Here is a 24666-nt window from a genome sequence, read left to right on the forward strand (position 1 = left end):
TACGTTGACAATTTTTCCATATAGAAGTAAAGACTAAAAATGGTTTTATTATTTTGTATTGCAATGCTTAATCCTGTCGTTATGTCGAAATGTACAAAGCTGACTAGGGAAAAAACAATATGCGCAAAAATTGAATTATCCTCTATAAAACTCATCTTAAAAAAAGCGGAAACGGATACATATATTGTAAATACAAAATTAAATTATGATTCAACAAATACTTCTGTTGGGATTGATTATAAGGTAGAAGAAAAAATAGGAAAATTTGAAATAAAAGAGGATAACAAACAATCGAACTTGCCTACCGGTGGGGATGCAGGGGATATTCTGGAAGCATTGAACAAATTAAAAAACACCTGTAAGGTAATGGTTACCCATAAAATACCTTTAGAATTAAATTTGAACGTAAAGTCGGCAGATGTTAATTTAACGGGATTAAAAGTATCCGGGTTTAATTTTTCTACGAATGGAGTTTCTACTTTATCAATAGATTCGCTTAATACTATGCTGTGCAAAGATTTTTATGTTAACTCCCAATTTGGCAGTTTCAAGGGAACTAATTTAAGCAATGCGAACTTTGAGAATTTTTATTTTAGCGGTGGAATTGGGATATATACGCTTGATTTCAATGGCAAATTTGAAGGGAGTAAAAGGATAGAAATTACACTCGGAACAGGGCAACTTACTTTAATTATGCCCGACAGCGTTTCTATAAAACTTAAATCAACGGGAGTTCATTTGAAAAATATAAAAAAACTTGCAAAAGATGAAAACGGTTGGTATTGTTCCACAATAAAAAATAACAAGAAAGAACTAATCATACATATAGATGGAAGTATGGGGGTAGCGATAATAAAATGATACATTCTATAATTCTTGGAATTGTGCAAGGGATTACGGAGTTTTTCCCGGTGTCTTCTTCTGCGCATCTGGCGTTTCTTGAACAGTTGTTCGGAATAACGGATAAATTACAATTTACCGTTTTCTTACATTTCGGTTCAGTGCTTGCCATTATTCTTATTCTATGGAAAGACATTTGGGAAATCTTATTACACGATAAGCGTACTATTCTATTGCTTGTCATTGCTTCTATTCCTGCCGTGATTGTTGGGATTGGCTTTGAATCTCAAATAGAAAATATATTTAATGAACCTTTTATGATAGCGATAGCGCTTATGATTACAGGGTTAGTGCTCTGGTTTACACGACTAAAAAAAGCAGAAAATAACGGTAGAACTAAAATAAGAATTATAGATGCCATACTAATTGGGATAGCACAGTCATTGGCAATTGTTCCCGGTTTATCAAGGTCAGGCTTTACGATAAGTACGGGAATTTATATGGGGGTGGACAGGACAGCGGCAACAAAGTTTTCTTTATTGCTCGGATGTATAGCAATTTTAGGGGCAAGTTTGTTGGAGTTTATCGATATATTAAAACTTGGTAGTTCCACTTTGAAAACTATGGATTTTGGAGTTATTTCCGTTGGAGTGTTTATATCTTTTCTTGTAAGTTATATGGCAATCAAATTATTATTCAAGGTTGTAAGAAAACAATCCTTTTCTCTTTTTGCAATATACTGTTGGGTAGTTGGAATTTTTGTGCTGCTAAAATCGTGATGTTCCCTAAAGCCTAAATTCTATATGAGAACCTTTTTTGTCATTCCTTTCGTTTTATTAGTCTCCCTTTTTTATATACCAAAAGCCAATGGTAAAACTTTACCTGAATTAACAAAACTAACTTCCGAACAATTTGATTCTATTCTCCCTATAGAGAACTCTTTTAATGGAATTGTGCAAGATAGATGTACTCTTTATACTTGGCCAAGAGATATTGGCTTCGAGCATAGGAGCGCAAGCAATCCTCTGGATAAAGATGAAATTGCAAGAGTTATAAAAGAGCATAGTGATTATTTCTTTGTAAGGCAATCTGGAAACGAGTGGACAGGTTGGATAGAGAAAAAGTATTTGAGAAAAAACGAACATCCCGATATGCAATTCAAACTTGAATTTACAATAGGAGATTCTACCGGAGCAGGTATAGTAACCAGCCCAATGAGAGTTTCGGAAGATAATGAAAATTTGTATATCTTAGAAGTTGACAGAAAATTGAATTATAGAATACAGAGATTTAATTCTTCAGGGGAGTTTTTAAGTTTTGTAAATATACCTATGAAGAAAAGAGTCCGAGAATCTGGGTATGGGAATTGGACATCGCAGAAAAATACATTAATGAAAGTCAAAGACAGTTGTCTTTTTGTTCCTACAGAAACTGGAATAGGTAAATTTACACCTGATGGAAAAATGTTATTAGAAATAAAAGGAAATCTGATAAGACCTGTTGCTATGGATATTGCAAGTAATGGAAATATTTATATGTTGGATGATGAAACTCCTTCAAATCGTATGGATGAAACAGATATCTTTATAAAAATCTATTCGCCGGAAGGGAAATTTCTGAAATCTTTCAAACCGGAAAACTTCAAAAATCCAACAGATATTAAAATTACAAATAATAAAATTTATTTATTAGGGGAAAAAACGAAAATAAAAGAGAATACATTTTACCCTATTAGTGATAATCTTCCTATCTATTCTGATAAAGGCTCAATAATTACTAAGGTCAAAAAAGGAAAGCAATTAACTTCGTCTAAAATAAATTCGTCAGATTCATGGAAACAGATTAATGGTCAATATTTTTTAAAAATTCTACTTACAGATAGGGATACAGGATTTGCAGAAGCAAAAATGCTTATGCCCGTAGACAATAATGTATTATACGTTTTTAATCAAGACGAAGCAAAAATAGAAGAAATAACTTTCAAAAACATTGCTAAAAGAACCTCTCGTGAGTTGGCAGTCAAAATAGCAAATGGAACTGTTTTTCTTCATCCAATAGGGTCACAGTCCATAGATTATCATTGGCAGAATGTAGCAATTGATAAAGATGAGAATATTTATATTATTTGGAGAATAAATCTGGAAGACTATTGGGGAACTTATCTGATAAAATTCAATACAAAAACTTCTATTGTAGAAGGTCCTTTCTACACAAATCAAACTGTTTTTTATGGAGAAAGCTCAAGAAATGTCGTTCCCGGCGAATGGGATAATGATATTGAGATTTGTAAAGACGGAAGTGTTGTATTTATAGATAACCATAGTCGTCAAGTTTATATCCTGCAAGACGGCAAAGTACGAAAAGCTATAAAGGATACTCCAAAAGAAGAAATATTGCATAACCCGACAGCAATTGCTTTAGATAAAGATGAGAATATTTATGTCTCAGATTTTACCATAAATAAAATAAAAAAGTTTGCACCTTCGGGTAAACTTGTATGGACTATGGGTGGATTTGTGAGTGGAAGGGAAAAAGCAGAAGAAGGAAAGTTTGATTGTGTCGGTGATATAGCTATTGATGATTCAGGGTATATTTATGTAGCGGATTTAAAAAATAGACGGGCACAAAAGTTTGACTCTGGAGGAAAGTTTATCCTTTCGTTCTCTGTTTATACACAAGAATGGCCTAATTTTGATATTAAATTCCATAAAGGAGAACTAAAAACTATTATAGGTGAAGGAGTTAATGGAGTTAATGTGTATAGCAGAAATGGAAAATTTATTAGAAAAGACTCTCTGCGTAGAAAAGAGTTTTTTGTATCATTCTCGCCTTATCTTGCAGGAATAGATAAAAATGATAATAGATGGGAATATTATGGGCCTGATAGACATACAGAAAGAGGACCATTATGGCCAGTGATTTGGGTATATAACCCTGATGGGAAAGTTATTGATGGATTTACCAGTGAAGATTTCAAAAATAATTTAAGTACAATTTCTGACATTGAATTTGATAATAAAGGGAATTTATGGATAGCAGACCCGGGTTCTTATCAGATAAAGAAGTTTTCTATCATAAGAGGAAAGTGAAGAACCCCGTCAAAAGGGGGGCTTCAAAAAATAATAAAAAGAGTGGATTCCCGCTTACGCGGGAATGACAAATGAAAAACAAGAAAGAAAAAACGGTCATCCCCTTCTAAAGATGGGGTATTCAGCCAAAAGGCACCTAATAAATATTACTCATGTATAAACTACCCATTGTAATTGGGCCTACTGCAGTTGGAAAAACAGAGATTGCAATAGAAATAGCTTCCCAGTTGAATGCCGAAATAATATCCTGTGATTCCCGACAAATCTATAGATATATGGATATCGGCACAAGCAAGCCTACCAGCGAACAACAATTTATCGTTAGACATTGGCTTGTAGATGTTGTAGAGCCGGATGTTTCTTATAATGCATGGGATTACGCGCTTGAAGCAAGGGGAAAAATAAAAGAAATAAAAAGCAGGGGTAAAATTCCTATTGTTGTTGGCGGATCGGGTTTGTATCTGCGCGCGCTTGTAGAAGGCTTTTTTGCTATGCCAAAACCATCTGCCGAAATAAAAAAAAGACTTCAGAGGGAAAGTGCTCAAGCCCTTTATGAAAAGTTAAAACATATAGATGAAGTAACGGCTAACAAATTACATTCAAATGATAAAATGCGTATAATGAGAGCGATTGAAGTATATGAAACAACGGGGACAAAAATGTCTGAATTGAAACTCCAAAAAGTGGCTTCAGATTACAAACCTTTGTATATATGTTTTACAATGGAACGCGCAAAGTTATACGAAAGAATAGAAAAGAGGGTAGATAAAATGATAGAAAATGGGTTTGTAGATGAAGTGAAAACCCTGATTGAAAAATATTCTCCGGAATTAACTGCATTTCAAACCATTGGATATAAAGAATTAATTACACATTTGAAAGATAAAAAATCTTCTACGGATGGATTGGACAGGGCAATAACATTAATAAAGCAAAATACCCGCCGATATGCGAAACGGCAAATAACTTGGTTCAAAGGGATAGAAGATGTTAACTGGATAGATTTATCGGGAAAAGATTATAAAGAGATAATCAGTTCTGTAGCTAAACAGTTTACAGACAACAATGGATAAAAACAAAAGGGATTAGGTTATTTAAAAATGAGTTACGATACCAAATTCAATAATTCTTGGAATGTCATAGTGGTCGGGGTTGTTGTAATAAGATTCCCGTTTTTCTAAATAGTTATTATATATATCTCTACCGCTTGTGTACCCATACATTTCTTTGTAAGCTTCGCAGTGCGTCTTATAATTTTCATAAAGGATCTCATAGTAAAAAGAATCGTAAGGAGATATATTAATGGTTGGGGAATTCGGTTTTCCACTACTGGAATAAACTTCTAGAATGTTTTGAATGTTAAACACATTCCATACATTCATAAACAATCCCAGATTTAATCCCACAATGTTAAACTCCTTTTCCACTCGTATGTCTACCTTAGAAACGGGAGACATCCTGACCAGGGGGCCAATTCCTCCCTTAGCATCTGTTGAAGTAAAAAGCGCACCTGAAGTATAATTATATCTGAAATCAAGATTCCAATTAGATAAAGGGCTAAACGCTGTTATTGTAGGTACCGAAAAATGAATGTTGGCTTTATAGGAATGAGTTCTATCGATCAGCAAAGCATATTCTTCATGAGATATTTGTGTCCCACCGGTATAAAACCAAAGTTGAAACAAATCTTCCGCTGAAATCCCAATCAATTTAGCTCGTACATACGAATAACCAAATGTTCCCGAAACCCAATTAGAAAAATTCCTTTCTAATTGTAAATCTATACCGTAAGTTTGTACCTTGTTATCAGGCTCCAATGTTAAATAAGTTACAACTTTTTTGTTAAAGTATCCCGTAATGCGCCTAGTGGTTAATAGATTTCTTGTTTCTTTATAATAAGGAGAAGCTTCCAGTATGAATTTCAACGGCAATTTTTGTCTTATCCCACCCGAATACATAATGTTTTTTTCCATTTCTAAATCGGCACATTGCATATATCCCGCTAAAGCCCTAAAATCCTGAGGTTTATAGAAATATTTATGATTAAGATATATTACTGAACTGCTAAACGGTGTAAACGAAATGCCTAAATCCGGACCTATCCCATATTTTTCTGTCGCTGTTTTTATATCACTGCTTCCAAGGCTATCAATGTGATCGTAGCCATCTATGCCGGAATTAGAACAATCAAGCCTTACTCCTGCATTTATCAAAAGTTTCCTATTTTTGAATTCATCTGAGATATAAGTAGTATAGAAATGAGGTTTCGTTTTATAAATGGATAAATATGGATTAACGTCTAAGAAAGAAACCTCAGTCAAATCTATTTCGTATTGTTTTAAGGAAGTCCCAATTTTTAATTTATTATTTTTGTTTATTTGAGAATTAAAGGAAACGTTTAAGAAATTAGTTACATTTTTATTATCAATCCATACGGGGTCGAAATTATAATCAAACATTCCCCACTCGTCATCGTTATGTCCCATCATACACAAATTTCCTGACGGTTCAACCGAATCCGCACTAAATGTTCCGGTAGTATCATTTATATATTTATGCATATCTTCTATGTAGTTACTTAAATTAAATTTATGATAATATATAAATGTAGTATCGTTTATCTCATAAATTACGGAATCATTCTGTGTAAGGAGGCTTTTATCTTTCCCAACCATATAGCTGTTAACCTGATAATATCTCGTGAAATAAGCATCTCTTATATCCGTTGCCTTAATATCGCCGTTCCATATCCATTCTCCTGTTCCCCCATCCGTATACCCCATTTGTGCAATTTTTTCATAATAATATCTCCAGGCTTTTTCCGCCGACCATTCTATTCCATTTACGGTTCGCCATTCTTTAGTTTTGGGGTTATACCATCCCGAATCGTATGCAAACGAAACCCACGGAAGATCTGTTCCAATTTCTTTCCAATCGTTGTAAGATTTGCCTCTCTGGGAACTTACCTTGAAAGAATAATTATATCTGCCCGCATTTATGGTATAATTGGTATTGCGAGAGATATTGTGAGTTAAAGAGAAGGTTAAACCATAATATTTGGATTTATAAACAGGCCAATCTTCTATCCACGCTCCTTGAGAGTGGAAATGATCGTAAATCTGGTATGTTTGATTTAACAATTCATTTTTTATACCGATTTTCAAAAATGGTTTTGGTGTCCATAAAAGCTTCAACATTCCGTTTGTCTGATAAAGACCATTATTAATTTTAGGTAAAATACTTGGTGAATTATTGTCGGTAGTATCTATTCTCCCGGATGCAAAAAATGTCACTTTTTTGAGTAAAGGAACTCTTCCTCCTAGATTAAGATTAAAAAAATGTTCTCCCATACGGCTATTTGTAGAGTATTTAATATTCCCATCATAGCCATTCATTCCTTCTTTTGTAGATATATTTATTAATCCTAAATTAGTATTTTCATATCCCGGACCAACTCCATCCAGTGTAATCCACATTTGGGATATCGCATCTGCATTAAATCCTATCCAGGGTATCTTGTAAACGGGGTCTGTAACATTTGCGCCATCTACAATAAATAATCCTAAGCCTTCTGTTGCGGTGCCTCTAAAACAAAGTGTATTCCCGGATTTAATTACTCCGGGTTGTTGAGCAAGAATTTCTGATAAAGGTAACCACTGGATGTCGCTCTTTGAAATATAAGTTACTGTATAAGGCAACCTGAAAATAGAATCTGCTTCGGTTGTGTCCGGTAAATTATTTCCCAGTATTAAAAAGACAAACAGATTAATCATTATTTTTTTGCTTCGCTATCAATTCTGCTTTTCACATAATGATAACAACAAAAAATACCACTATTACAACTATTTGTCAAGATTTAATCCGGGGTGATTTTTGGGTTACAAGTGCTTGTCCTGCTTTAGGCGTATCCTAAGACGGACTTGATTCCTTCTTCTGCGGACAAGAAGTCAAGTTCCTACGCTTATCTATCCGTGACAAGAAAGTGTGTTTTTACTTCACCAACACTATCTTTTTTACAGGTAAAATATCTTTTCCTGCTTTCAATTCGCAAAAGTAAACCCCGTTAGAAAGTTTTGTATTATCCAGTTTTACCGTATATTCACCTTTGTTTTTAATGCCCTTATCAAGAGTTGCTACTTTTTCGCCGGATATGTTATATAATGATAATTTCACTTCTGTTGTCTGTGGAATTACGTAATTAATATTAATCCTGTTGGATAAGTTAGGCGTAACGGAAAGAGATAATTTTTTGGTTTTTGCTGTTTCCTCTACATTTTGCCAGTTCAAATATATTGAGTTGTCAAAGTTAATGCTGTCGCTACTTCCGAACGCTGAAAAGAAATACCATAGCCGTATTACATATGTCCCCGTATTAAGTCCGTAGGTTGAAAAAACACAAATCTCGTCATTGTCCACTGGGGTTGTTATTCTGCCTGTTATAGGGAAAAACGTTGTGGTGTCTTTTGTGGGGGCATACTCAACTTTATACCCGTCAAAACTAAACGGAGAATTTGGTCCCCTAAGCATAAAAGCGCTTCCGCGGATAGGAATATTTTCATTAGTGTGCGAAGGAGACGGCGGATAACAACCCGTTACCATAACCGTTGCAGAATCATAAATTAATACAGGATTTGCAAGAATAGTATTATATAAAATCGTTGTTGCCATACCTTTAGCTATTAAATGTCCGTACATAAAATTTGTAAAAAGCATCAGGGAAACAGAATGCCCTTCAAGAAGGTCATCCGTGTAAAGACTTGTAAGCCCGGAAATTAAAAAAGAGTTGCCGCCGGCACCGATATGTCCACCGGCACCATCACAAACTGCGTTCCAAAATAGAGACTTGGCTGAATCTGCCAGAAGACACTCTCCAAAAATTGAGCTTTTTATTGAAAGTTGAGTTCCTGCATAAAAATACAAATTCCAAGCCGTGACAGATGAATTTACAAGATGATAGTTTCTGCCGGGAAACGGCGCCGTAAAATCACCATATTTCGAACCGTTTACAAGTCCGGTTATGGTATCCGTATCGGGAATATAAAAAATATGTCCTGACCCTCTGATTTCCGCATTATACAAATCTACATTTGTGCTGTCTTCTGCCATTGTTGCTAACATAAGTCCTGTAAGACTGTCTAAAACAAGAGAGTAAGTTATCTTGTCGCAGGTAGTGTCGGGATACGTAAAATGATTAATCCAGTTATTCATATGCAGAGAGTCGCCATAAATTTTACCAGATGTACCTTTCGGGAAACCAATCCAAACAAGCACGGTATCGGAATGCGAAATATGAACTTCCGACGAATCTCCCAAAACTACAAATTCACCTGCTTTATCGGTATGGTTTATGTGTATTTTAGCCTTATCTCCAAATGTGCAAAAAGTTATAAATGATTCATTCATAAGTACATTGTCAAACAATAAAGAACCTCCATTTATAACTCCACCGCCTAATGGCAAATTAGAAGAATTTATTTTGGAATTTTTTATTTCTATCTTACTGGAATCCATAATATGCATACCAACCTGCATACCAAATTGATATATGTAATCCTGCGGGATTACTAAACTGGAGCTATCTACGGAAAATAAAGAATTTTGAAACGAATAGATAATACCTCTTACAACAAGAGAACAATTACGGACAATAAGCTGGGAATTATTATATATTAGTATGTTATCATTAATAGTAGTGTCGTGATCAATAATGACGGTAGAATCTATTATTATCCAATCCCCTTTTGTGGAAGCGCTAAAAGGTATGTTTTGTGTTAAATTAAAAGCATTCTTTCTGTTTAATTCTATCTGTTTAATAGCTGCAAAAGGGCTTGCATGATACCTGGAAATGATATCCTGCGGAACGTTTATTTTTGTTGCCGGAGTGCTTTTTCCTAGCGCTTGCGGAAGAAGTTTGTTGATTTCCTGTTGTAAATTACTCTTAGGAAAGCTTGAACTTTCCTTGTTTGATATTGCGTTTGTTGGAGGAGTCGAAACGGTTACATCTTTACTCCGGGTTACCGATTTTGCGTTTATAACTCCACTAATCAAAACAAACAAACAAATCGCTTCCGCCGCCTTAGCGGAATGTACCAGATGTCCCATTCTCATTTTACCTCCATTTGTAATTCTTCTTTTTGTTTTTTTCTGCTTTTTCTTCTTTTATCTTCTATAATTTTTGTTGGCGGAGGCATTGGTTTACGATGCCTCCTGTATTTTTCATAAATTTCGTCACTTTTATTTTTTATTAATTTGAGCGTTTTTGTTTTTCTTCTCATTGTTTTATACAGCAAATGTCACGACATTTTAGGCGCTATCTCATAATTTTGGTATTATATAACAACAAATTAATAGTTTTCTTATAGTTATATTTCGAATAAATCATATTTTTGTATCATATAAGATACAAAAAGTGTATCATTTTTGCTTGCATACCGTCAGGTAGAAATGTTTGCTTTAGCTTACTAATTATTTTTCATAACTGCTTTTTGTCAAAAAATGTGTTTCCAATATCCGTCCCCAAAAATCTACTATCGTTAAAGCGTCTACGTCTCCCGTTATTGAAAATACGCTTCTTGCCGCCCATGGCCATCTCCAGAATCGTATAAGGGGAACATCCTGTTTTTCTATTTGTTTTAATATTTCTATTTCATCAAATTCTTTTACCCCATTAAAATATATTGAGTAGTTGTCTGCCGTTTTAGTGATCTCAAAGATATACCCATCTTCTTTTAAGAATTTCACAAATGTGTCGGAACAATTTGGATTTATCCCGATTATTGGTTTTTTATCCGAATGAACTGTTAACTCGTTTGAGGAATCCACCAACTTATATTCACCATACCAATTGCTGCTCGTTTTTAGGGATGCGGGATCTCCGACAAAGCGGGAAGTTCCATTTTTCCCATTACCTTTAATCCCTGCTTTGTCGAAATGTCCCGTTTCTATATTTTTTGCAAGCACGGTTGCGCGTGCGGAACACTTAAAATTAATAGCATAAACATTTGTTTGCGTTTCTTTTATAACGGCTTCAAACTTTTCTTTTTCTATCCACCATTCCGCAATGTCTTTCAATGTGGCTTTCCATACAGGGAGGTTGAAAACTTCTACTTGTTTAAGTATTCTTTCAATTGCGGGTCTATACAATGTAATCCGTTCCGGGTGTACCTGTACCCCAAAAAACTCTCCTCTCTCATAAGTTTTCTTAAAAATAGTCCATAATATTTTTTTGACTGTTTTTTGTTTTCTTATGCCAAGTCTGTCGACTACGATTTCATCATCCGGTAAAGTCATTGGTATCTCAACAATTCCATTTTTCATTATTCTCGGAATTACAACTTGTTTTGCAACTTCCCCCGGGGTATATAGTTTTATGGCCTTCTGATATGCATCCCACTGCTTTTTCTTGAAATCTTTCTTATCTATAATATCCAAAAGCGTTGTATAGCTACTGTCCCATATAAAGCCATTCCTTTTAAGCGCTTCCATTGTATCATCATTCCATCTTGTATAAGGGGCCCTAAACCCGGAAAATGTAATCTTATATTTCTGAAAAATCTCTATTGCTTTCTTAAAATGTTCTTCCTGTTGTTTTAAGGTTAATCTCGTATAATCAATATGTACATACCCGTGGATTTCAAAAACCGCTCCTCTTTTTTGTAGCCTTTGTATAGTTTCGGGATATCTGTCAACGATATTAGCAGTAATGGGAAAAGTCGGAACAGCATTATATTTGAGCAATAAATCTATATATCTCCCGAGTATTTTTTCTAACTTGCAAGGCGTAAAGTTGAACCTGTTCATTATACTTAATCCTCTGCTTATAAGATTTACGATTCCTCGTGATTGCCATAAAAAAGAAACTAATTTCCGCATATCTTGTCCTGTTCAGCTATACAAAACTACTTAATTACCATCAAATTACTACATTTAATTTTTAATGTTTGCAAGCTTTTTCTATATTATTTATCCCAAATGAAAAATTCTTTGACAATCACTTTATTAATTAGTAGCCTATTGTTAAATGAAATAAAATTTATGTTATTCGTTTAATAAGGACAATTATTCCTATTATATATTGGTTTATATTTCTTAATTTTAATAGTGAGTTTAGGGGATATAATGAATATGCACTGAATAATATATGAATTTTAATGAAATAATAAGTAAGATTAACGAAGAAATTCGTATTCCACTTTTACCCGAAATGCCAGCCTATGAAAACAGAGAAAAGCTAAACGAATATATAAAAAAAATAGAAGGTACAGATAATAATACTTCTTTATTACCCCCGGAATATGACTTTTATTGTGGCGTTAATTTTTATTATAAAGATAATTACGAAGCATCTTTGGAATGCTTTAACAAAGCTATTGAATTGAAGCCCGATTACTATAACGCATTATATGATAAAGCAATTGTTCTCCGGATACTTGAACGATTTGAAGAAGCCATTGAAACGTCTGATAGAGCAATAGAGATAAACCCCAATGATGCAAAAATTTGGTATAGTAAAGGGGTTACCCTGTCTAAACTTGTAGACTGCGAAAAAGCTATCAAATGTTTCGAAAAAGCTTTGGAATTGAATCCTAATTACTATGATGCGATATATAACAAAGCGCTTATGCTTAGTCACCTTGGAAATCTTGAAGAGGCTGTTAAAACTTGTAATAAAGCAATAGAATTAAATCCAAACGATGCAAAAATTTGGTATAATAAAGCTAATTCGCTTGCCGATATCGGTTTGCTTAACGAGGCTCTAAAGTCTTACGATAAAGCAATAGAAATAAATCCGAAATTTGTCCTTGCATTTTATAATAAGGCAATTGTTCTTGGGGCTAGTGGTCTTTATAAAAGGTCTCTTGAAACCTATGATAAAGTAATAGAGTTAAGACCCGAACTTGCGATGGCATGGTATAACAAAGCTTGTATGTATGCATGGAAAAGCGATAAAGGAAACTCTCTGAAACACTTATCAAAAGCAATAGATTTGGATACAAGAAATAAAGAAAAAGCTAAAACTGATGAAGATTTTTTGAACTTATGGAGTGACGAAGACTTTATAAAACTTACAACTTAAAACAGAAAGCAAAATGAAAACATATCTTATATATATTCTATTTGCAGGACTTTTAACAAATAACACTAAAAGTTGTGATATTAATAAGAGTAATTTTGAAGAGGGAGGACAAATGTTGAGTGAAGCAAAGTTCCATGAAAACAAAATATTGATTGTTTTTTATTCCAGAACAGGAACAACAAAAAAAGTTGCCGAAACTATAGCCAGCACACTTAAATGCGATATGGAAGAAATAGTTGATATGAAAAGCAGAAAAGGATTATGGGGTTGGATTATGTCCGGGAAAGACGCTACTCAAAATAATCTTACGACAATCAAGGAAACAACCAAATCACCGGATTCGTATGATTTGATTATAATCGGTACGCCTATCTGGGCATCTAAAATGACACCTGCTGTCAGAACGTATCTGTCGAAAAACAAAGAAAAAATCAAAAACATTGCTTTCTTTTGCACAATGGGAGGTTCCAACGCAGGAAATGCGTTTAAGGATATGGAAGTTTTCATTGGCAAACAACCTATTAAGACACTTGAGCTTTCGGCAAAAGAAGTTGCACAGGGAACGTATGTTCAGAAAGTCAAAGACTTTACTGTGGAAATCCTGAAGAAATAAAAAACAAAAAGAACACAGAAATCATAGGACAGGATTAACGAGATTCAAATAAAAGAAATTAGCCACAAAGGCACGGAAACACAAAAAATCACACGAAAAAAATAGAATTTAGAGTTATCCGTCAAAGGCGGGAGGGATAAACTCCGAAATATATCAACAGTGATTTAAAGAGACTTTTAAGAGATAATAAATAGAGAATTTTGGGATGCAGAGAAACACAGGTGAACACAGATAAAACAACAAAGAATAGAAAATTTAGGGGTAAAAAACAACAGAATAAAAATTACAATCCTAGATCTGCGTTTATTTTTTGCATTCCTGCGAGGGTTAATCCAATAAACTGTTCCAGCGAGAGTCCTAACTTTTCACATTCTTTTATTTGCTCGCGGTTTGCGCCTGCGGCAAATCTTCTTTCCTCAAACCTGCGGAGTATAAATTCTACGGTTATGGATTGCAGTTTTTTATCGGGATGCATTAAAGCAGAGGCAACTATTAATCCCGTGAGAGGGTCTATTGCATAAAGTGTATAATCCATTTTTGATTTAGCGGGAACTTTGCTTGCGTGCGCTTTAATTGCATACAATACAAATTCAGGAACGCAATCCTGGAGTATTTCTGCAGTTTTAATCCCGTGTTGTGAGAAATCATTCTTGGTATCTTCATAATCAAGATCGTGTAGAAGCCCGGTAAGTCCCCAGAACTCTTCATCTTCTCCAAAATATGTAGCAACTTCTTTCATTCCTGCTTCAACCGCAAGGCAATGTTTTATAAGATTTTGAGTTTGTATTTTTTCGTTAAGAAGTATAAACGCTGTTTCTCTTGTCATATTAAATAAAAATGAAAGGAGGAGTAATTAACGTCTTTCCGGCAACAGGGTTAATTTCTTTGTTATGTTTCGGCCCTCTAGTTTAAACATATAAATATAAGTTCCTGCTGCCACGGTCCTGCCAGTTTGGTTTGTTCCATCCCAGAGAACTTCATGTTTGCCGATAGTAAACAATTGATTTTCAAATAAGGATTTTATTAATTCACCTTTACGGTTCAAAACAATAAGCGTGCAATACGTATCTCTTGGAAGAACGAATACAAAGTTAGTGCCTTCATCTCTTCTAAATGGATTCGGGTAATTATGTATAGAACTATCCGAAAGTTCCGGTGGAGTAATTAGCGTGATTACTCTTGCACTATCTTTTACAGAAGTATTTATACTTGATGTCCCCCATACAAGTATTGTATCGGCAAGTGTTGTAGTTGCTCCCATCATTACACTTGGTGGTGGAGTTACGGTTAATCTGAGTGGAATAGATGCTCCGTAAGGAGGTACTACACCTACATCAACCAAATTATCCCCATCACTGTCCGTTAGTGGTGCCCCGTTAGTACGTGTAAGCGCATAGGTCCATCCATTATTAACTTTGTCAACTGTAATATCTACCGTGTCATAATCATTCCCATTATTAATTACCTGAAGCGTGTAATTTATTGGTGTCCCGAAAGTTTTTCCTGTGTCGTCAGGGTCAACAAGTATGCTTATTACCCGTTCCCTTGAGCACCTGAATATTATGGAAGTATCGGCAACTTGTTTATTTATCCTTTTTACTTTTATTGAATTTGCTATCACTATTGTTGTGTCACAGGTTAGTGGTAACGGAGGCGCATATATTCTTGCAGTAAGCAACCTTGTAGAATCCGGCGGCACATCCGGGAATATATAAGAACTATCGGTCGTTCCCTGGAATGCAACTCTCCACCCGGAAGTTGTATTGTATCCATCCACTTTAATGCTATCCTTAAAACTCCCTGTGTTTTTAACAGTTAATATACATACTCTGCTTTCGTTTACAAAAACACTATCAAGGGCTACATTATCAGGAGCAATTTCTACACCGTATTTCATAACTACAACATGTCTTGTTGAATCCCTAACAGTATCGTCAGAATTGCTTGCAAATACGATACATCTGTTATTTATAGTTCCTAATGTTGTATCTACCATGTTTTTTCCGAGTCCGTAATCTGCAAGAGTTTTTACTACTGCCTGGTAAGAAACCGTTGTATCCCTCAAAGGTAGTATGCTGGGGAATATCCATTCCGGCATATGATTAATCAAGGGTTGTCTATAATCACCCCATATAGTGTCTCTAAGTATAACCTGTCTTAATGTTGCCTGTCCTAAATTTGTGACTTTGATTGTGTAAGTAATCGTATCTCCCGGTATAACTGTGTCTGGTTTATTAGAAGTTTTTTCTACTCTCATATCTGTGTTTAATATATAATGTTCCACTTTGGCGCTCGTCCATATGTTACTTATATTTCCAAGCCTTCCGTAAATATAAGCTGAATCGTATAACGTATCTGCTTGGTGTTTAAGATTCCCGACAATTGTTCGGAATGCTACAGTATCTCCATAATTAGGAGCAACATTTCCTAATGTCCATATAACTTTATTGTTTGAAGATACTCCGAAATCGGATATGTATGTCACTCTGTACCCGGCACCCCATAAAGTATCCGTTAACTGAACATTTTCTCCTCTTGTATTTCCGGTATTGCGATAAGAAATAAAATAGTTTATAGTGTCACCCGGAGAAACTTCTGAACCGGTTGGAGGCACAGCCCATTTATTTATTTCAAAATCTAATTTTCCTGCAATGTAAAGAATGTGAGTATCCGAAGTATCCGTTATTATATTATCTCCAGTTATCCAGTATGTATTTTTCAAGGTGTCTATGGTGTCCGTAATTTCCTGTTTTGTTATAAGACTATTCACTCTGACTCTAAATCTTGCAGTGTCTATCTCCCCACTGTCTATTTCTGTTATTTTCCATTGTATAACATTTTGCGCCAGGGAAGAATTTTTCCAATACGACACAGCGGCAGAATCAGGATTTATAACGGTTGTATCTATAATTACACAACCGCGCCCGCTTTTTATGGTATCTATTACCCAAACATTTTTTGCTTTTACAGGGCCAAAAGATTTAAAAGTTATTTCATATTCAAATATATCACCGGGGGCAACAATGGAAGATTCCGGCAGCAATGAACCACTCGGGTATCTAAAAGATTTTTTCTTATAGATATTAATTGTTGGTCTTGCCAAGATATGATAAGTCGTATCTGATTTATTGGGTACGTCCTCGTCAGTACTTGTAAGCCAGGACTTGTTCCATATAGTATCTCCATAAGCCGTATCATCCAGAGGGGTTCGTAGGAACTTTGTAAATGTATAAACAGTATCTTTACCGGGTGTCAGAGAATCTATTCCCCATATTACAACGCCAGCGGGGTTGAAGTAGTCTGATAATGTATCTTTAACCGTAATGTTTTTACCGGTGACCGTTCCCGTATTAGAGCACCTTAAAGTATATACGATACTGTCTCCTGCGGTTACGAATGCTCCGCTTGCAGGTACGGCTGTCTTTAGTATGTTTATATGGGGTAATCCTATTATATGAATAGTGGTATCGCTCTTAAGCGTACCATTTGGAGAATAGAATGTTCCATAATTAAACACCGTATTTCCCTCAAAGTTATTACTGTCCTGTACTGTTGCACTAAATCCGACCGTGTCTGTTGTCCCTGCAGGCATTTTAAGTCGCCATGTTATGAAAAATCTCTTTGCAGGCGCTAAAATAGAATCAAGCTTAAAACTATCTCCTATAAAATTAAACGGAGGGAATGCAAGCAAGGGCGATAGAGTATCAACTATAATAATTTCAGTATCTAAAGCTCCGGCAGTGCACGAAAGGCGGAACTGTATTACATCTCCGGGTTTCACATAACTCCCGGAAACAGGAATTGCCCATTTAGAGAACTTTTTAGGAACTATAAAATGGAATGTGCTGTCCTTAATCATATCTCCCGGAGCATCTGTCGTTGTTTCCATACATCTATTTATTATTGTTCCCTGTTTAACTGTATCCGAAACTCTTCCGTCATACGTAAGAGTTATAGAATATCCGGGCGTTAAGTTGCCAAGCGTCCATGTTATTATTGAATTAGGAGAATGTACCCCCCCGGCATTTATGTTTGTCACAGTAGATATAAATGTTGTATCTATTGTATCGCGAACAACTACCCCGTGTGCCGTAGCTCCACCATTATTTGCAATTGTGATATAGTAATGAATTATGTCTCCCGGGATAACTACCGAACTATCCGGATGAGGAGAGTATGCATTTTTATCCATACGCAATTTCCATATTCTTATCGGGTGAACTGTCTTATTGGAAACACTATCCCGCAAACTTGCCCAATTAAATACAGTATCTCCAGCCGTACTATCTCCAACTGCGCTACTAGCAATTACATTATATCTACACGAATCAATTGAATTTGCGCCTATGCTATCTACCCACCATGTTAATACCCATGTATTTCCGCTTACATTTGTCCATTTTGCGCTATCTTTTAAAGTATCATAATAAGTTATCTGGGCATTTGTTACGTTTGTGACGGTATCTTTTATAACAAGATTTTGTGCCGGTGTTGTTATGCTGTAATTACGCGCCATAAGTGTATAACTTATTGTTTGTCCCGGGTTAACCATACTTCCATTTGCCGGGGTGCTTGTTTTGGTTAGTCTTGGAACTGCCATTATATAATGTGTTGTTTTCCCTGTGTCGGGAGTTGAATCCAATCCATCAAATGTAGCAATATTCGGAATGCTGTCTCCTGCTAAACCTGTCCTGACTTTTGTACTGCACCATACTGCAAATGAATCTTTTGCCGCAATATTCCCAATAGTCCAGTTTATCACTCTCTTACCCACGCTTATGCTGTCTATTGTATGTGTAGGTCCGCTTATTGAGATTGTATCTAAATGTGCAAAATCTATAGTATCTTTGATTATTACGTTATTTATTGTATTTGGCGTTCTGTTGAAATATGTTATTGTATATGCTATTGTATCTTTTACGTTTACCCAGCTTCCTGAAACAGGGACTGCCGTTTTGATAATATCTTCTGCTCCTATGTAATGAACCGTTGTATCCTCCGAAGAAGTATAATTTATTTCCGGGGGATATACAACTCTGAACCAATTTCGTACAGAATCTCCCAATATTGCTGCGTTATTAATTTTTGCCCAATAGGTAGCTACGAAAGAATCTCCCGGAGCCAATGAATCCTTCAGCCAGCTTAATACCGGATATAGTGTCAATGATGTGGGGGTATCACCACTTACAGATACTATCCTTACTGAATCCAGAGTATCTACTATTCCAATATTCCGCATTATACTGTTTGCAGTGCCATCATTTCTGAAGACAAGACGGTATCGTATAGAATCTCCCGGCAATACAGTGCTTCTTGTTACAGGATTCGCATACTTATTTGCAAAAACTTCAAGCGTCCTAAATATATAATGGATTGTCGTATCAGAATACACATATCCGCTTACTTCTTCTCCAATTGCCTTTGCATAATTATACAAAGTGTCCAATCTTTGGATATGCATTTTGAAGTTTCTTCCGATAACTACCGTTAGCGTGCAACACATAGAATCCCCTGCCGGCAAACAATCCTGTTTCCATCTTATGCGACTTGCCGGGCTATTACTGTCCGCAGGAGAAATATCTATAACTGATGCAACATCGTCATCTAGAGTATCAATAATTTCAGCATTCTTAGTATAAAATTTGCCTGTATTTTTAAGTTTAAGATAATAGGTTATCGTATCTCTCGGCGCAAGGGTATCAAATTGCACGTGATTAGCAGTTTTTTCCAAACTTAGAGTAGTATTGACAGGTGTCATATCGTGGGAAACTATTCCGGATGTATCCCCGAAAATACATTCTGTTCCGGGGGTATAAGCAAAATTGGTTATAGTAGTAGGTACCGTATCAGGACACCCGTATTGTTTTACTATTCCTTTTAAGCGTAATGTATCTGCAGAGTGCCCGGGTAAATTTCGGATTGTCCATACTAATGTTTTCGGTGGACCCGTGATAAAGGAATCTACGTTGTTGGCCGGGCGTGTTCGATAATCAACCCAGACAGCACTAAAAGCTCTACTTGTAGTATCATATACTGTTACGGAATCTATTGTTGAGCCCCATGTGTCTGCAAGAACAATACGGTATGTAATCGTATCTCCGGGACTAACCGGTGTGCCTATGGACGGACTTATTGCTATTTTTGTCAATTCCACATCTATGCGAATACGTGTTGTATCTATTGCGCTATCCCTGACTGCGGGATTATCTTTTGAAAAACCGACGAATTGCGTTGAATCTAAATAACATATCGGACAACTTGGAGAGGGAACTATTCTCAAAGATACAATATCCGTATCTCCTACCGTAGGCCAGATACCGTTTATCCATAAAGTGTCGGGATAGTATGTTGTTACTCCGTTATATACTAATCCTGCCGAATCTATTGCCCCGGTTGTCGGCGGCGTTGTGATATACAATCCAAAACTATCCACTATATTTCCACAATTTATTATTTGGTGTGGATATTCAATCGGAACTCCGGGATATGTCCAATATCCATCCCTATCAGGTCTTATATCTATACACGCGGTTACTTTATTTGTGAAATAGAATATGGAATCAGCTATAAGAGCGCTTGTTCCACGAACCCGTACATTTCCGTCTATATGCGCGTAGCCACTATCATCAATAGCCACGGTTCTTCCTGCGTATGTATATGTATTCCAGTATGGCAACCCTGTTGTATCCCAAACTCCCGTATAATTTTTCTGTTCAAAATACAGTGTGTCTTTATCTAAGGCATATCCGGATACCATACCTACTACCGAATCATAACAAGAAATAGAGACTTGCTGGGATGTTGACCCGGTTAGAAGTGTTGTTGTCCCGTACCAATTTAGACTATCTGTATCCCCATTTACACGGTATGAATAAATTACATTTCCACTATTATCTATTCTTGCAAAATGAATATTTCCATCCACAGGGTCTTCCCAAGACTGAACGATTCTTCCTCCTAATTCATACTTCCATACAAGTCCAAGCGAGGGGTTTAGTAATCTGCAATAAAGCTTATTATTGGATGCGTCTACATAAGAAATATAAAAATACCCTGCCTCATCTACTGCAACGGTTGGGAAATCACTTGTTGATAATAAATCTATCGTTCCTAATGATGTCCAGTTTGCGCCTCCATTAACCGAAGCATATCCCTTAAGATAAAAACTCCCTGATTCCTTACAATTATATACTATTATTATTCTTCCCCCGGTTGCATCTGCCCCTATCGCTATATTTGAAGCGCCATTTATAAGTCCGGTTATGTCTCTTGCCGTTCCCCATACGCCTGCCGAAGTTCTTGTATTATACCAAACTCGACCTAAGTTGTTGGGGCCTGCATCACTATATGACCATGCGATATGTGTTTTACTGAACTTGTCCGTTATCACAGCTGCATGCAAATATGGCGGCAAATCATTCTGGTTTACGGCTCTGTTGTAAAATGGTGTGTCTTGCCAGTTATCCCACATAACTCCATTCGGTTTCCTTTTATAGTGCCAATTTCTGGGATCTGTAACAAGGGAACCTTCTCTCTCGAGATGTACTATATGTTTATTCCCTAATATATCTACCGCAAGAGAGCGACCTTTGGATAGACCGCCCTGGTAATCTGATATATCCTGGGTATCTACCTTTTCTACCGCGCTCCAACGGCCAAATAGCAAAGTAGAAGCAAATAATCCTACAAAAATAACACTGTGTTTTAATCGCATAAAACTATGAAATTTATATAGTATGTATATATTCCTTTTTCTATATTCTGTCAATGAGAATTTTCTATAACGATAAAAAAATTGTTATATTGTAAGAAGTTAATAAATATTCTTTTTCAGAAGAGTCGTTTTGTAAAAATTAATCAGTCCTGTCCCTATCCTACAATATGATTTGCTGTAGGCGGTTTTTGTTATCTTGAATTTCCCGTTCCTGATATCCGATTTCATATCTCCCGAAAAATCCAGAGTTACTTCCGTCAACCCAATATTTCCTAAAAAATGCGCATCGGAACCTGCGATTTCTACTTTTTTGTATTTTTTTGCAAGTTCCAATGCTTCCGCGTTTTCTCTGACGCTGCATTTGGAATTAAAAACTTCTATTATGTCAACAGCGGAAAGCAATTCGGCATCAAGTTTATGTTCCCTGCAAGGATGCGGTAAAACTACAACCCCCCCCTGATTTCTTATTTCTGCGATAACTTCATTGCTTTTTCTTGAAGTTATTTCTTTTGTTAAAAATAAACCTATGATGTCTCCTTTCTCTGTGAAATACTCTGCTCCTATTATTATTGGCAGAATACCGAGAGCGCTTGCCTCTAATGAGCCTTTTACAGTGTCATGGTCGGTAATGGCGGCAAAGTCAAACCCCAAGGATTTTGCTCGATTAACTATTCGGGCAGGCGTCATAAGAGTATCAAAAGAATAACTTGTATGAATATGAAAAACGCCTTTCATTATATTTTATATGTTATGCTAGTTTTCTGTTAAAGATATAGTTATAAATGAATAGGACAGACAAGAATCCTCCAAACAGACTGGCGGACAAGTGTCCATCCTACCACCTAATTATTATACAATATGTTTGATAGCAATTTAGTATTAGAACCCCTTAATTTATAGTCACGTCACTCTTTATAATTTAAAGATTATTTATATACTTAATTGGACATTGTAAAGTCTTTTTTTCTCAAAGCAAAGATTTCTTTTACCGGGATATGAGTCACCTTATTGTATACGGTGATAAAATAAACAAATTGGACAGTATAAGCTACGGTTGATGCAATGGCGGCACCGGCGATATTAAGTTTAGGAATTAATATTAAGTTTAACCCTATATTTGTAAATACTACAATCAACATTCCGATTATTGATAGTTCCGGTTTTCCCCATTTGCCAACTATTTCAGCCATTAATAATTTAACCACTACTAATGCAATAGTCCCGGGAAGCAAAATAATATATGGAGTAACGGAAGGTAAGAATCTGGCAGAATAAAGTATTTCTATCACGGGTTTTATAAGGAATATGGAAACAATGGCAATTCCGGTAATTACCCAGAACGAAATTCTTGTTACCCGCAATACTTTATTGCTGTCGTAATTTTCGGCATTTTTCGAAGAAACTATTTTTGAATACAAAACAAGCGAAATGGCACCCGGAATAATCCAGAGTTTTTCTGCAAGCGATACTGCCGTGGAATAATATCCTATTTGTGTTGTATTGGATAACCATTTTAATAATAAAATGTCCAATCTATAACTTAAGAATATAAGAACATTGGTAAAAAATATTTTATATCCAAAGTTTAATCCTTCTTTCAGGTATGAAAAATTTATTTTTCCTTTTAGCGCAAGTTTCATAAAAAGAATTATACTTAATATCCACAGAGATAAGTTTTGGATAAAGATACCCGTAATTGCGCCCTGTAATTTGTTTGTAATCGCTAAAACAAAAACTACTATAAGTAAAAATTCGGTTATTGCTTTCAACAAATGCCAATAATTATATACTCCCATTTTACCGTTACCTAAAAATATATCAGGTAAATAATCGAACCATAATCCAAAAATTATCATTCCCAAAATAAAATAACGAAACAAGATATTCAGCTCGGGATATGAATTTCTTAACACAAACCAACCGATGCCGACTCCTATAATTCCCAATACTAATGAACAAACAAAGTTAGTTTTTATAATATCCGCTTCGGGATATTTACCTTTTCCAAGATGGTAAGATAAAGAAGTTCCTAATCCTAAATTTGTAAATGCGACAATGAGTTGAGGGATAACAAGCAAGGCAACAAGTTCGCCTTTAAGAGTCGGACCGAGTAACCGATTTAATACGATACTCGTCCCGATGCCAAACAACAGAATGAATATTTGTGTTATTATTGTACGGCTAACTTCATTCCTGAATTTCATTTTGCTTTTTATTTTTGGTCAGACAAGTCACCGCCTGGCGGTCGCCGCCTGAGCGGGATATTCCAGATGTTCCAAATGTCTGACCTACTGTTTAATAGAAAAAATTTCTTAAAGCGAAGTTGTCTTGAGCGAACCCGAAAGGCTTGTCTTGAGTGAAGTCGAAAGATACTGTGATAATTGTTGCATATCATCAGGTAAAGGTGCAGAAAAAGAAACGGCCTCCTTAGAAATAGGATGTATAAATTCAATGAACGCTGCGTGTAATGCCTGTCTTGAAATTATCCCCATAATATTATTGAATTCCTCAACAGGAACTCCGGGCAATTGTTTCCGCCCACCATAAGTCGGGTCGCCAACAACCGGGTTCCCGATATGATTAAAATGCACTCTTATTTGATGGGTTCTACCCGTGTCTAAACTTGCTTTAATTTCCGTTATATACTTAAATTTGTTTATTACTTTATAATGTGTAATTGCTTTTCTTGAATTCAAAGGGGTCACGGCCATTATCTTACGTTCTATGGTGTTCCTGCCAATTGGCGCATTTACTGTGCCTTCCGCAGACGGCAGTTTGCCCCATACAAACGCAATATATTTGCGTTTTACGCTCCGGGCTTCTATTTGTTTAGAAAGACCTAATAATGCAGTATTTGTTTTGGCAAAAATAAGTAGTCCTGAAGTGTCCTTATCAATACGATGGATTACTCCGGGACGCGTTCTGTCTGTGTCCTTACACAACTCACAATGACCGAGTAATGCGTTTACAAGAGTACCCCCCAAATGTCCGGGCGCAGGATGAGTTACCATACCCGGCGGTTTATTTATTACGATAACGTCCTCATCCTCAAAAATTATGTCAAGAAGAATCGATTCCGCTTTTGCCTGAAAAGGTTGAGGTTTCTGGTAATCTACGAAAACTTTGTCCCCGTATTTTAAAATCGTATGCGATTTTGTAGGATTATCGTTTACAAGAACGTTGCCATTTTCTATTAGTTTCTGAATTTGTGACCTTGATATGCCAAGCCCTGATTTATATAAATATTTATCCAGTCTTATTTTCTCTTTTGGCCTTACTATTATAGGGAAATCGGTCATTTATTTTGTCAGACAGGTCAGACAAGAACCCCGCA

The 24666-nt window shown here is 35.8% G+C and carries 15 protein-coding genes; 6 read left to right on the forward strand and 9 right to left on the reverse strand.

Annotated features, from left to right (window positions below; genetic code table 11):
- Positions 1-39: 39 nt before the first annotated feature.
- The 4 genes from WC614_03260 (at position 40) to miaA (ending at position 5002) form a co-directional block, all read left to right on the forward strand.
- The gene (locus WC614_03260) at positions 40-861 is read left to right on the forward strand and encodes a hypothetical protein (GenBank protein ID MFA5032018.1); all 822 of its coding nucleotides are present in this window, start codon (positions 40-42) and stop codon (positions 859-861) included.
- Positions 858-1619 carry an undecaprenyl-diphosphate phosphatase gene (locus WC614_03265; GenBank protein MFA5032019.1) on the forward strand — a complete coding sequence of 254 codons (762 nt, stop codon included), beginning with the start codon at positions 858-860 and terminating at the stop codon, positions 1617-1619. Before WC614_03260 ends, WC614_03265 begins: the two co-directional genes overlap by 4 nt.
- Before the next feature lie 24 nt (positions 1620-1643).
- Positions 1644-3929 (forward strand): NHL repeat-containing protein, encoded by a 2286-nt coding sequence (locus WC614_03270; GenBank protein ID MFA5032020.1) that lies wholly within the window; start codon positions 1644-1646, stop codon positions 3927-3929.
- Positions 3930-4081: 152 nt separating this feature from the next.
- On the forward strand, positions 4082-5002 hold the full coding sequence (gene miaA, locus WC614_03275; protein MFA5032021.1) for a tRNA (adenosine(37)-N6)-dimethylallyltransferase MiaA: 921 nt from the start codon (positions 4082-4084) through the stop codon (positions 5000-5002).
- Positions 5003-5023: 21 nt separating this feature from the next.
- Here miaA and WC614_03280 read toward each other — a convergent pair whose 3' ends face one another.
- The 4 genes from WC614_03280 to WC614_03295 all read right to left on the reverse strand — a co-directional run bounded on the left by WC614_03280 (position 5024) and on the right by WC614_03295 (position 11801).
- Positions 5024-7702: a hypothetical protein gene (locus WC614_03280; protein ID MFA5032022.1), complete on the reverse strand. Its 2679-nt coding sequence runs from the start codon at positions 7700-7702 to the stop codon at positions 5024-5026.
- Between the two features lie 217 nt (positions 7703-7919).
- On the reverse strand, positions 7920-10037 hold the full coding sequence (locus tag WC614_03285) for a T9SS type A sorting domain-containing protein (protein MFA5032023.1): 2118 nt from the start codon (positions 10035-10037) through the stop codon (positions 7920-7922).
- Entirely contained in the window at positions 10034-10204 is a 171-nt protein-coding gene (locus WC614_03290; protein MFA5032024.1) for a hypothetical protein, read from the reverse strand. Before WC614_03290 ends, WC614_03285 begins: the two co-directional genes overlap by 4 nt.
- 190 nt (positions 10205-10394) lie before the next feature.
- On the reverse strand, positions 10395-11801 hold the full coding sequence (locus tag WC614_03295; GenBank protein MFA5032025.1) for a polysaccharide deacetylase family protein: 1407 nt from the start codon (positions 11799-11801) through the stop codon (positions 10395-10397).
- A 268-nt stretch (positions 11802-12069) separates the two neighbouring features.
- Between WC614_03295 and WC614_03300 the strand changes: the two genes are divergently transcribed.
- Both WC614_03300 and WC614_03305 read left to right on the forward strand, forming a co-directional pair.
- Entirely contained in the window at positions 12070-13005 is a 936-nt protein-coding gene (locus WC614_03300; GenBank protein MFA5032026.1) for a tetratricopeptide repeat protein, read from the forward strand.
- A 13-nt stretch (positions 13006-13018) separates the two neighbouring features.
- The gene (locus WC614_03305) at positions 13019-13618 is read left to right on the forward strand and encodes a flavodoxin (protein MFA5032027.1); all 600 of its coding nucleotides are present in this window, start codon (positions 13019-13021) and stop codon (positions 13616-13618) included.
- Between the two features lie 283 nt (positions 13619-13901).
- Here WC614_03305 and WC614_03310 read toward each other — a convergent pair whose 3' ends face one another.
- The 5 genes from WC614_03310 to WC614_03330 all read right to left on the reverse strand — a co-directional run bounded on the left by WC614_03310 (position 13902) and on the right by WC614_03330 (position 24631).
- Positions 13902-14444: an HDIG domain-containing metalloprotein gene (locus WC614_03310; GenBank protein ID MFA5032028.1), complete on the reverse strand. Its 543-nt coding sequence runs from the start codon at positions 14442-14444 to the stop codon at positions 13902-13904.
- A 27-nt stretch (positions 14445-14471) separates the two neighbouring features.
- Positions 14472-21332: a hypothetical protein gene (locus WC614_03315; GenBank protein MFA5032029.1), complete on the reverse strand. Its 6861-nt coding sequence runs from the start codon at positions 21330-21332 to the stop codon at positions 14472-14474.
- A gap of 99 nt (positions 21333-21431) precedes the next feature.
- The gene (locus WC614_03320; GenBank protein MFA5032030.1) at positions 21432-22067 is read right to left on the reverse strand and encodes a PHP domain-containing protein; all 636 of its coding nucleotides are present in this window, start codon (positions 22065-22067) and stop codon (positions 21432-21434) included.
- A 203-nt stretch (positions 22068-22270) separates the two neighbouring features.
- Positions 22271-23536 (reverse strand): oligosaccharide flippase family protein, encoded by a 1266-nt coding sequence (locus tag WC614_03325; GenBank protein ID MFA5032031.1) that lies wholly within the window; start codon positions 23534-23536, stop codon positions 22271-22273.
- Positions 23537-23644: 108 nt separating this feature from the next.
- Entirely contained in the window at positions 23645-24631 is a 987-nt protein-coding gene (locus tag WC614_03330; protein ID MFA5032032.1) for an RluA family pseudouridine synthase, read from the reverse strand.
- Positions 24632-24666: the final 35 nt, after the last annotated feature.

The organism is bacterium, assembly GCA_041649255.1.
In the GTDB taxonomy this organism is placed as follows: Bacteria; Hydrothermota; UBA3073; order JACQXS01; family JAQTXJ01; genus JAQTXJ01.

Coding starts and splice junctions, on each gene's coding strand:
- WC614_03260 (MFA5032018.1), top strand. CDS start 40: ATGGTTTTATTATTTTGTATTGCAATGCTTAATCCTGTCGTTATGTCG.
- WC614_03265 (MFA5032019.1), top strand. CDS start 858: ATGATACATTCTATAATTCTTGGAATTGTGCAAGGGATTACGGAGTTT.
- WC614_03270 (MFA5032020.1), top strand. CDS start 1,644: ATGAGAACCTTTTTTGTCATTCCTTTCGTTTTATTAGTCTCCCTTTTT.
- miaA (MFA5032021.1), top strand. CDS start 4,082: ATGTATAAACTACCCATTGTAATTGGGCCTACTGCAGTTGGAAAAACA.
- WC614_03280 (MFA5032022.1), bottom strand. CDS start 7,702: ATGATTAATCTGTTTGTCTTTTTAATACTGGGAAATAATTTACCGGAC.
- WC614_03285 (MFA5032023.1), bottom strand. CDS start 10,037: ATGAGAATGGGACATCTGGTACATTCCGCTAAGGCGGCGGAAGCGATT.
- WC614_03290 (MFA5032024.1), bottom strand. CDS start 10,204: ATGAGAAGAAAAACAAAAACGCTCAAATTAATAAAAAATAAAAGTGAC.
- WC614_03295 (MFA5032025.1), bottom strand. CDS start 11,801: ATGCGGAAATTAGTTTCTTTTTTATGGCAATCACGAGGAATCGTAAAT.
- WC614_03300 (MFA5032026.1), top strand. CDS start 12,070: ATGAATTTTAATGAAATAATAAGTAAGATTAACGAAGAAATTCGTATT.
- WC614_03305 (MFA5032027.1), top strand. CDS start 13,019: ATGAAAACATATCTTATATATATTCTATTTGCAGGACTTTTAACAAAT.
- WC614_03310 (MFA5032028.1), bottom strand. CDS start 14,444: ATGACAAGAGAAACAGCGTTTATACTTCTTAACGAAAAAATACAAACT.
- WC614_03315 (MFA5032029.1), bottom strand. CDS start 21,332: ATGCGATTAAAACACAGTGTTATTTTTGTAGGATTATTTGCTTCTACT.
- WC614_03320 (MFA5032030.1), bottom strand. CDS start 22,067: ATGAAAGGCGTTTTTCATATTCATACAAGTTATTCTTTTGATACTCTT.
- WC614_03325 (MFA5032031.1), bottom strand. CDS start 23,536: ATGAAATTCAGGAATGAAGTTAGCCGTACAATAATAACACAAATATTC.
- WC614_03330 (MFA5032032.1), bottom strand. CDS start 24,631: ATGACCGATTTCCCTATAATAGTAAGGCCAAAAGAGAAAATAAGACTG.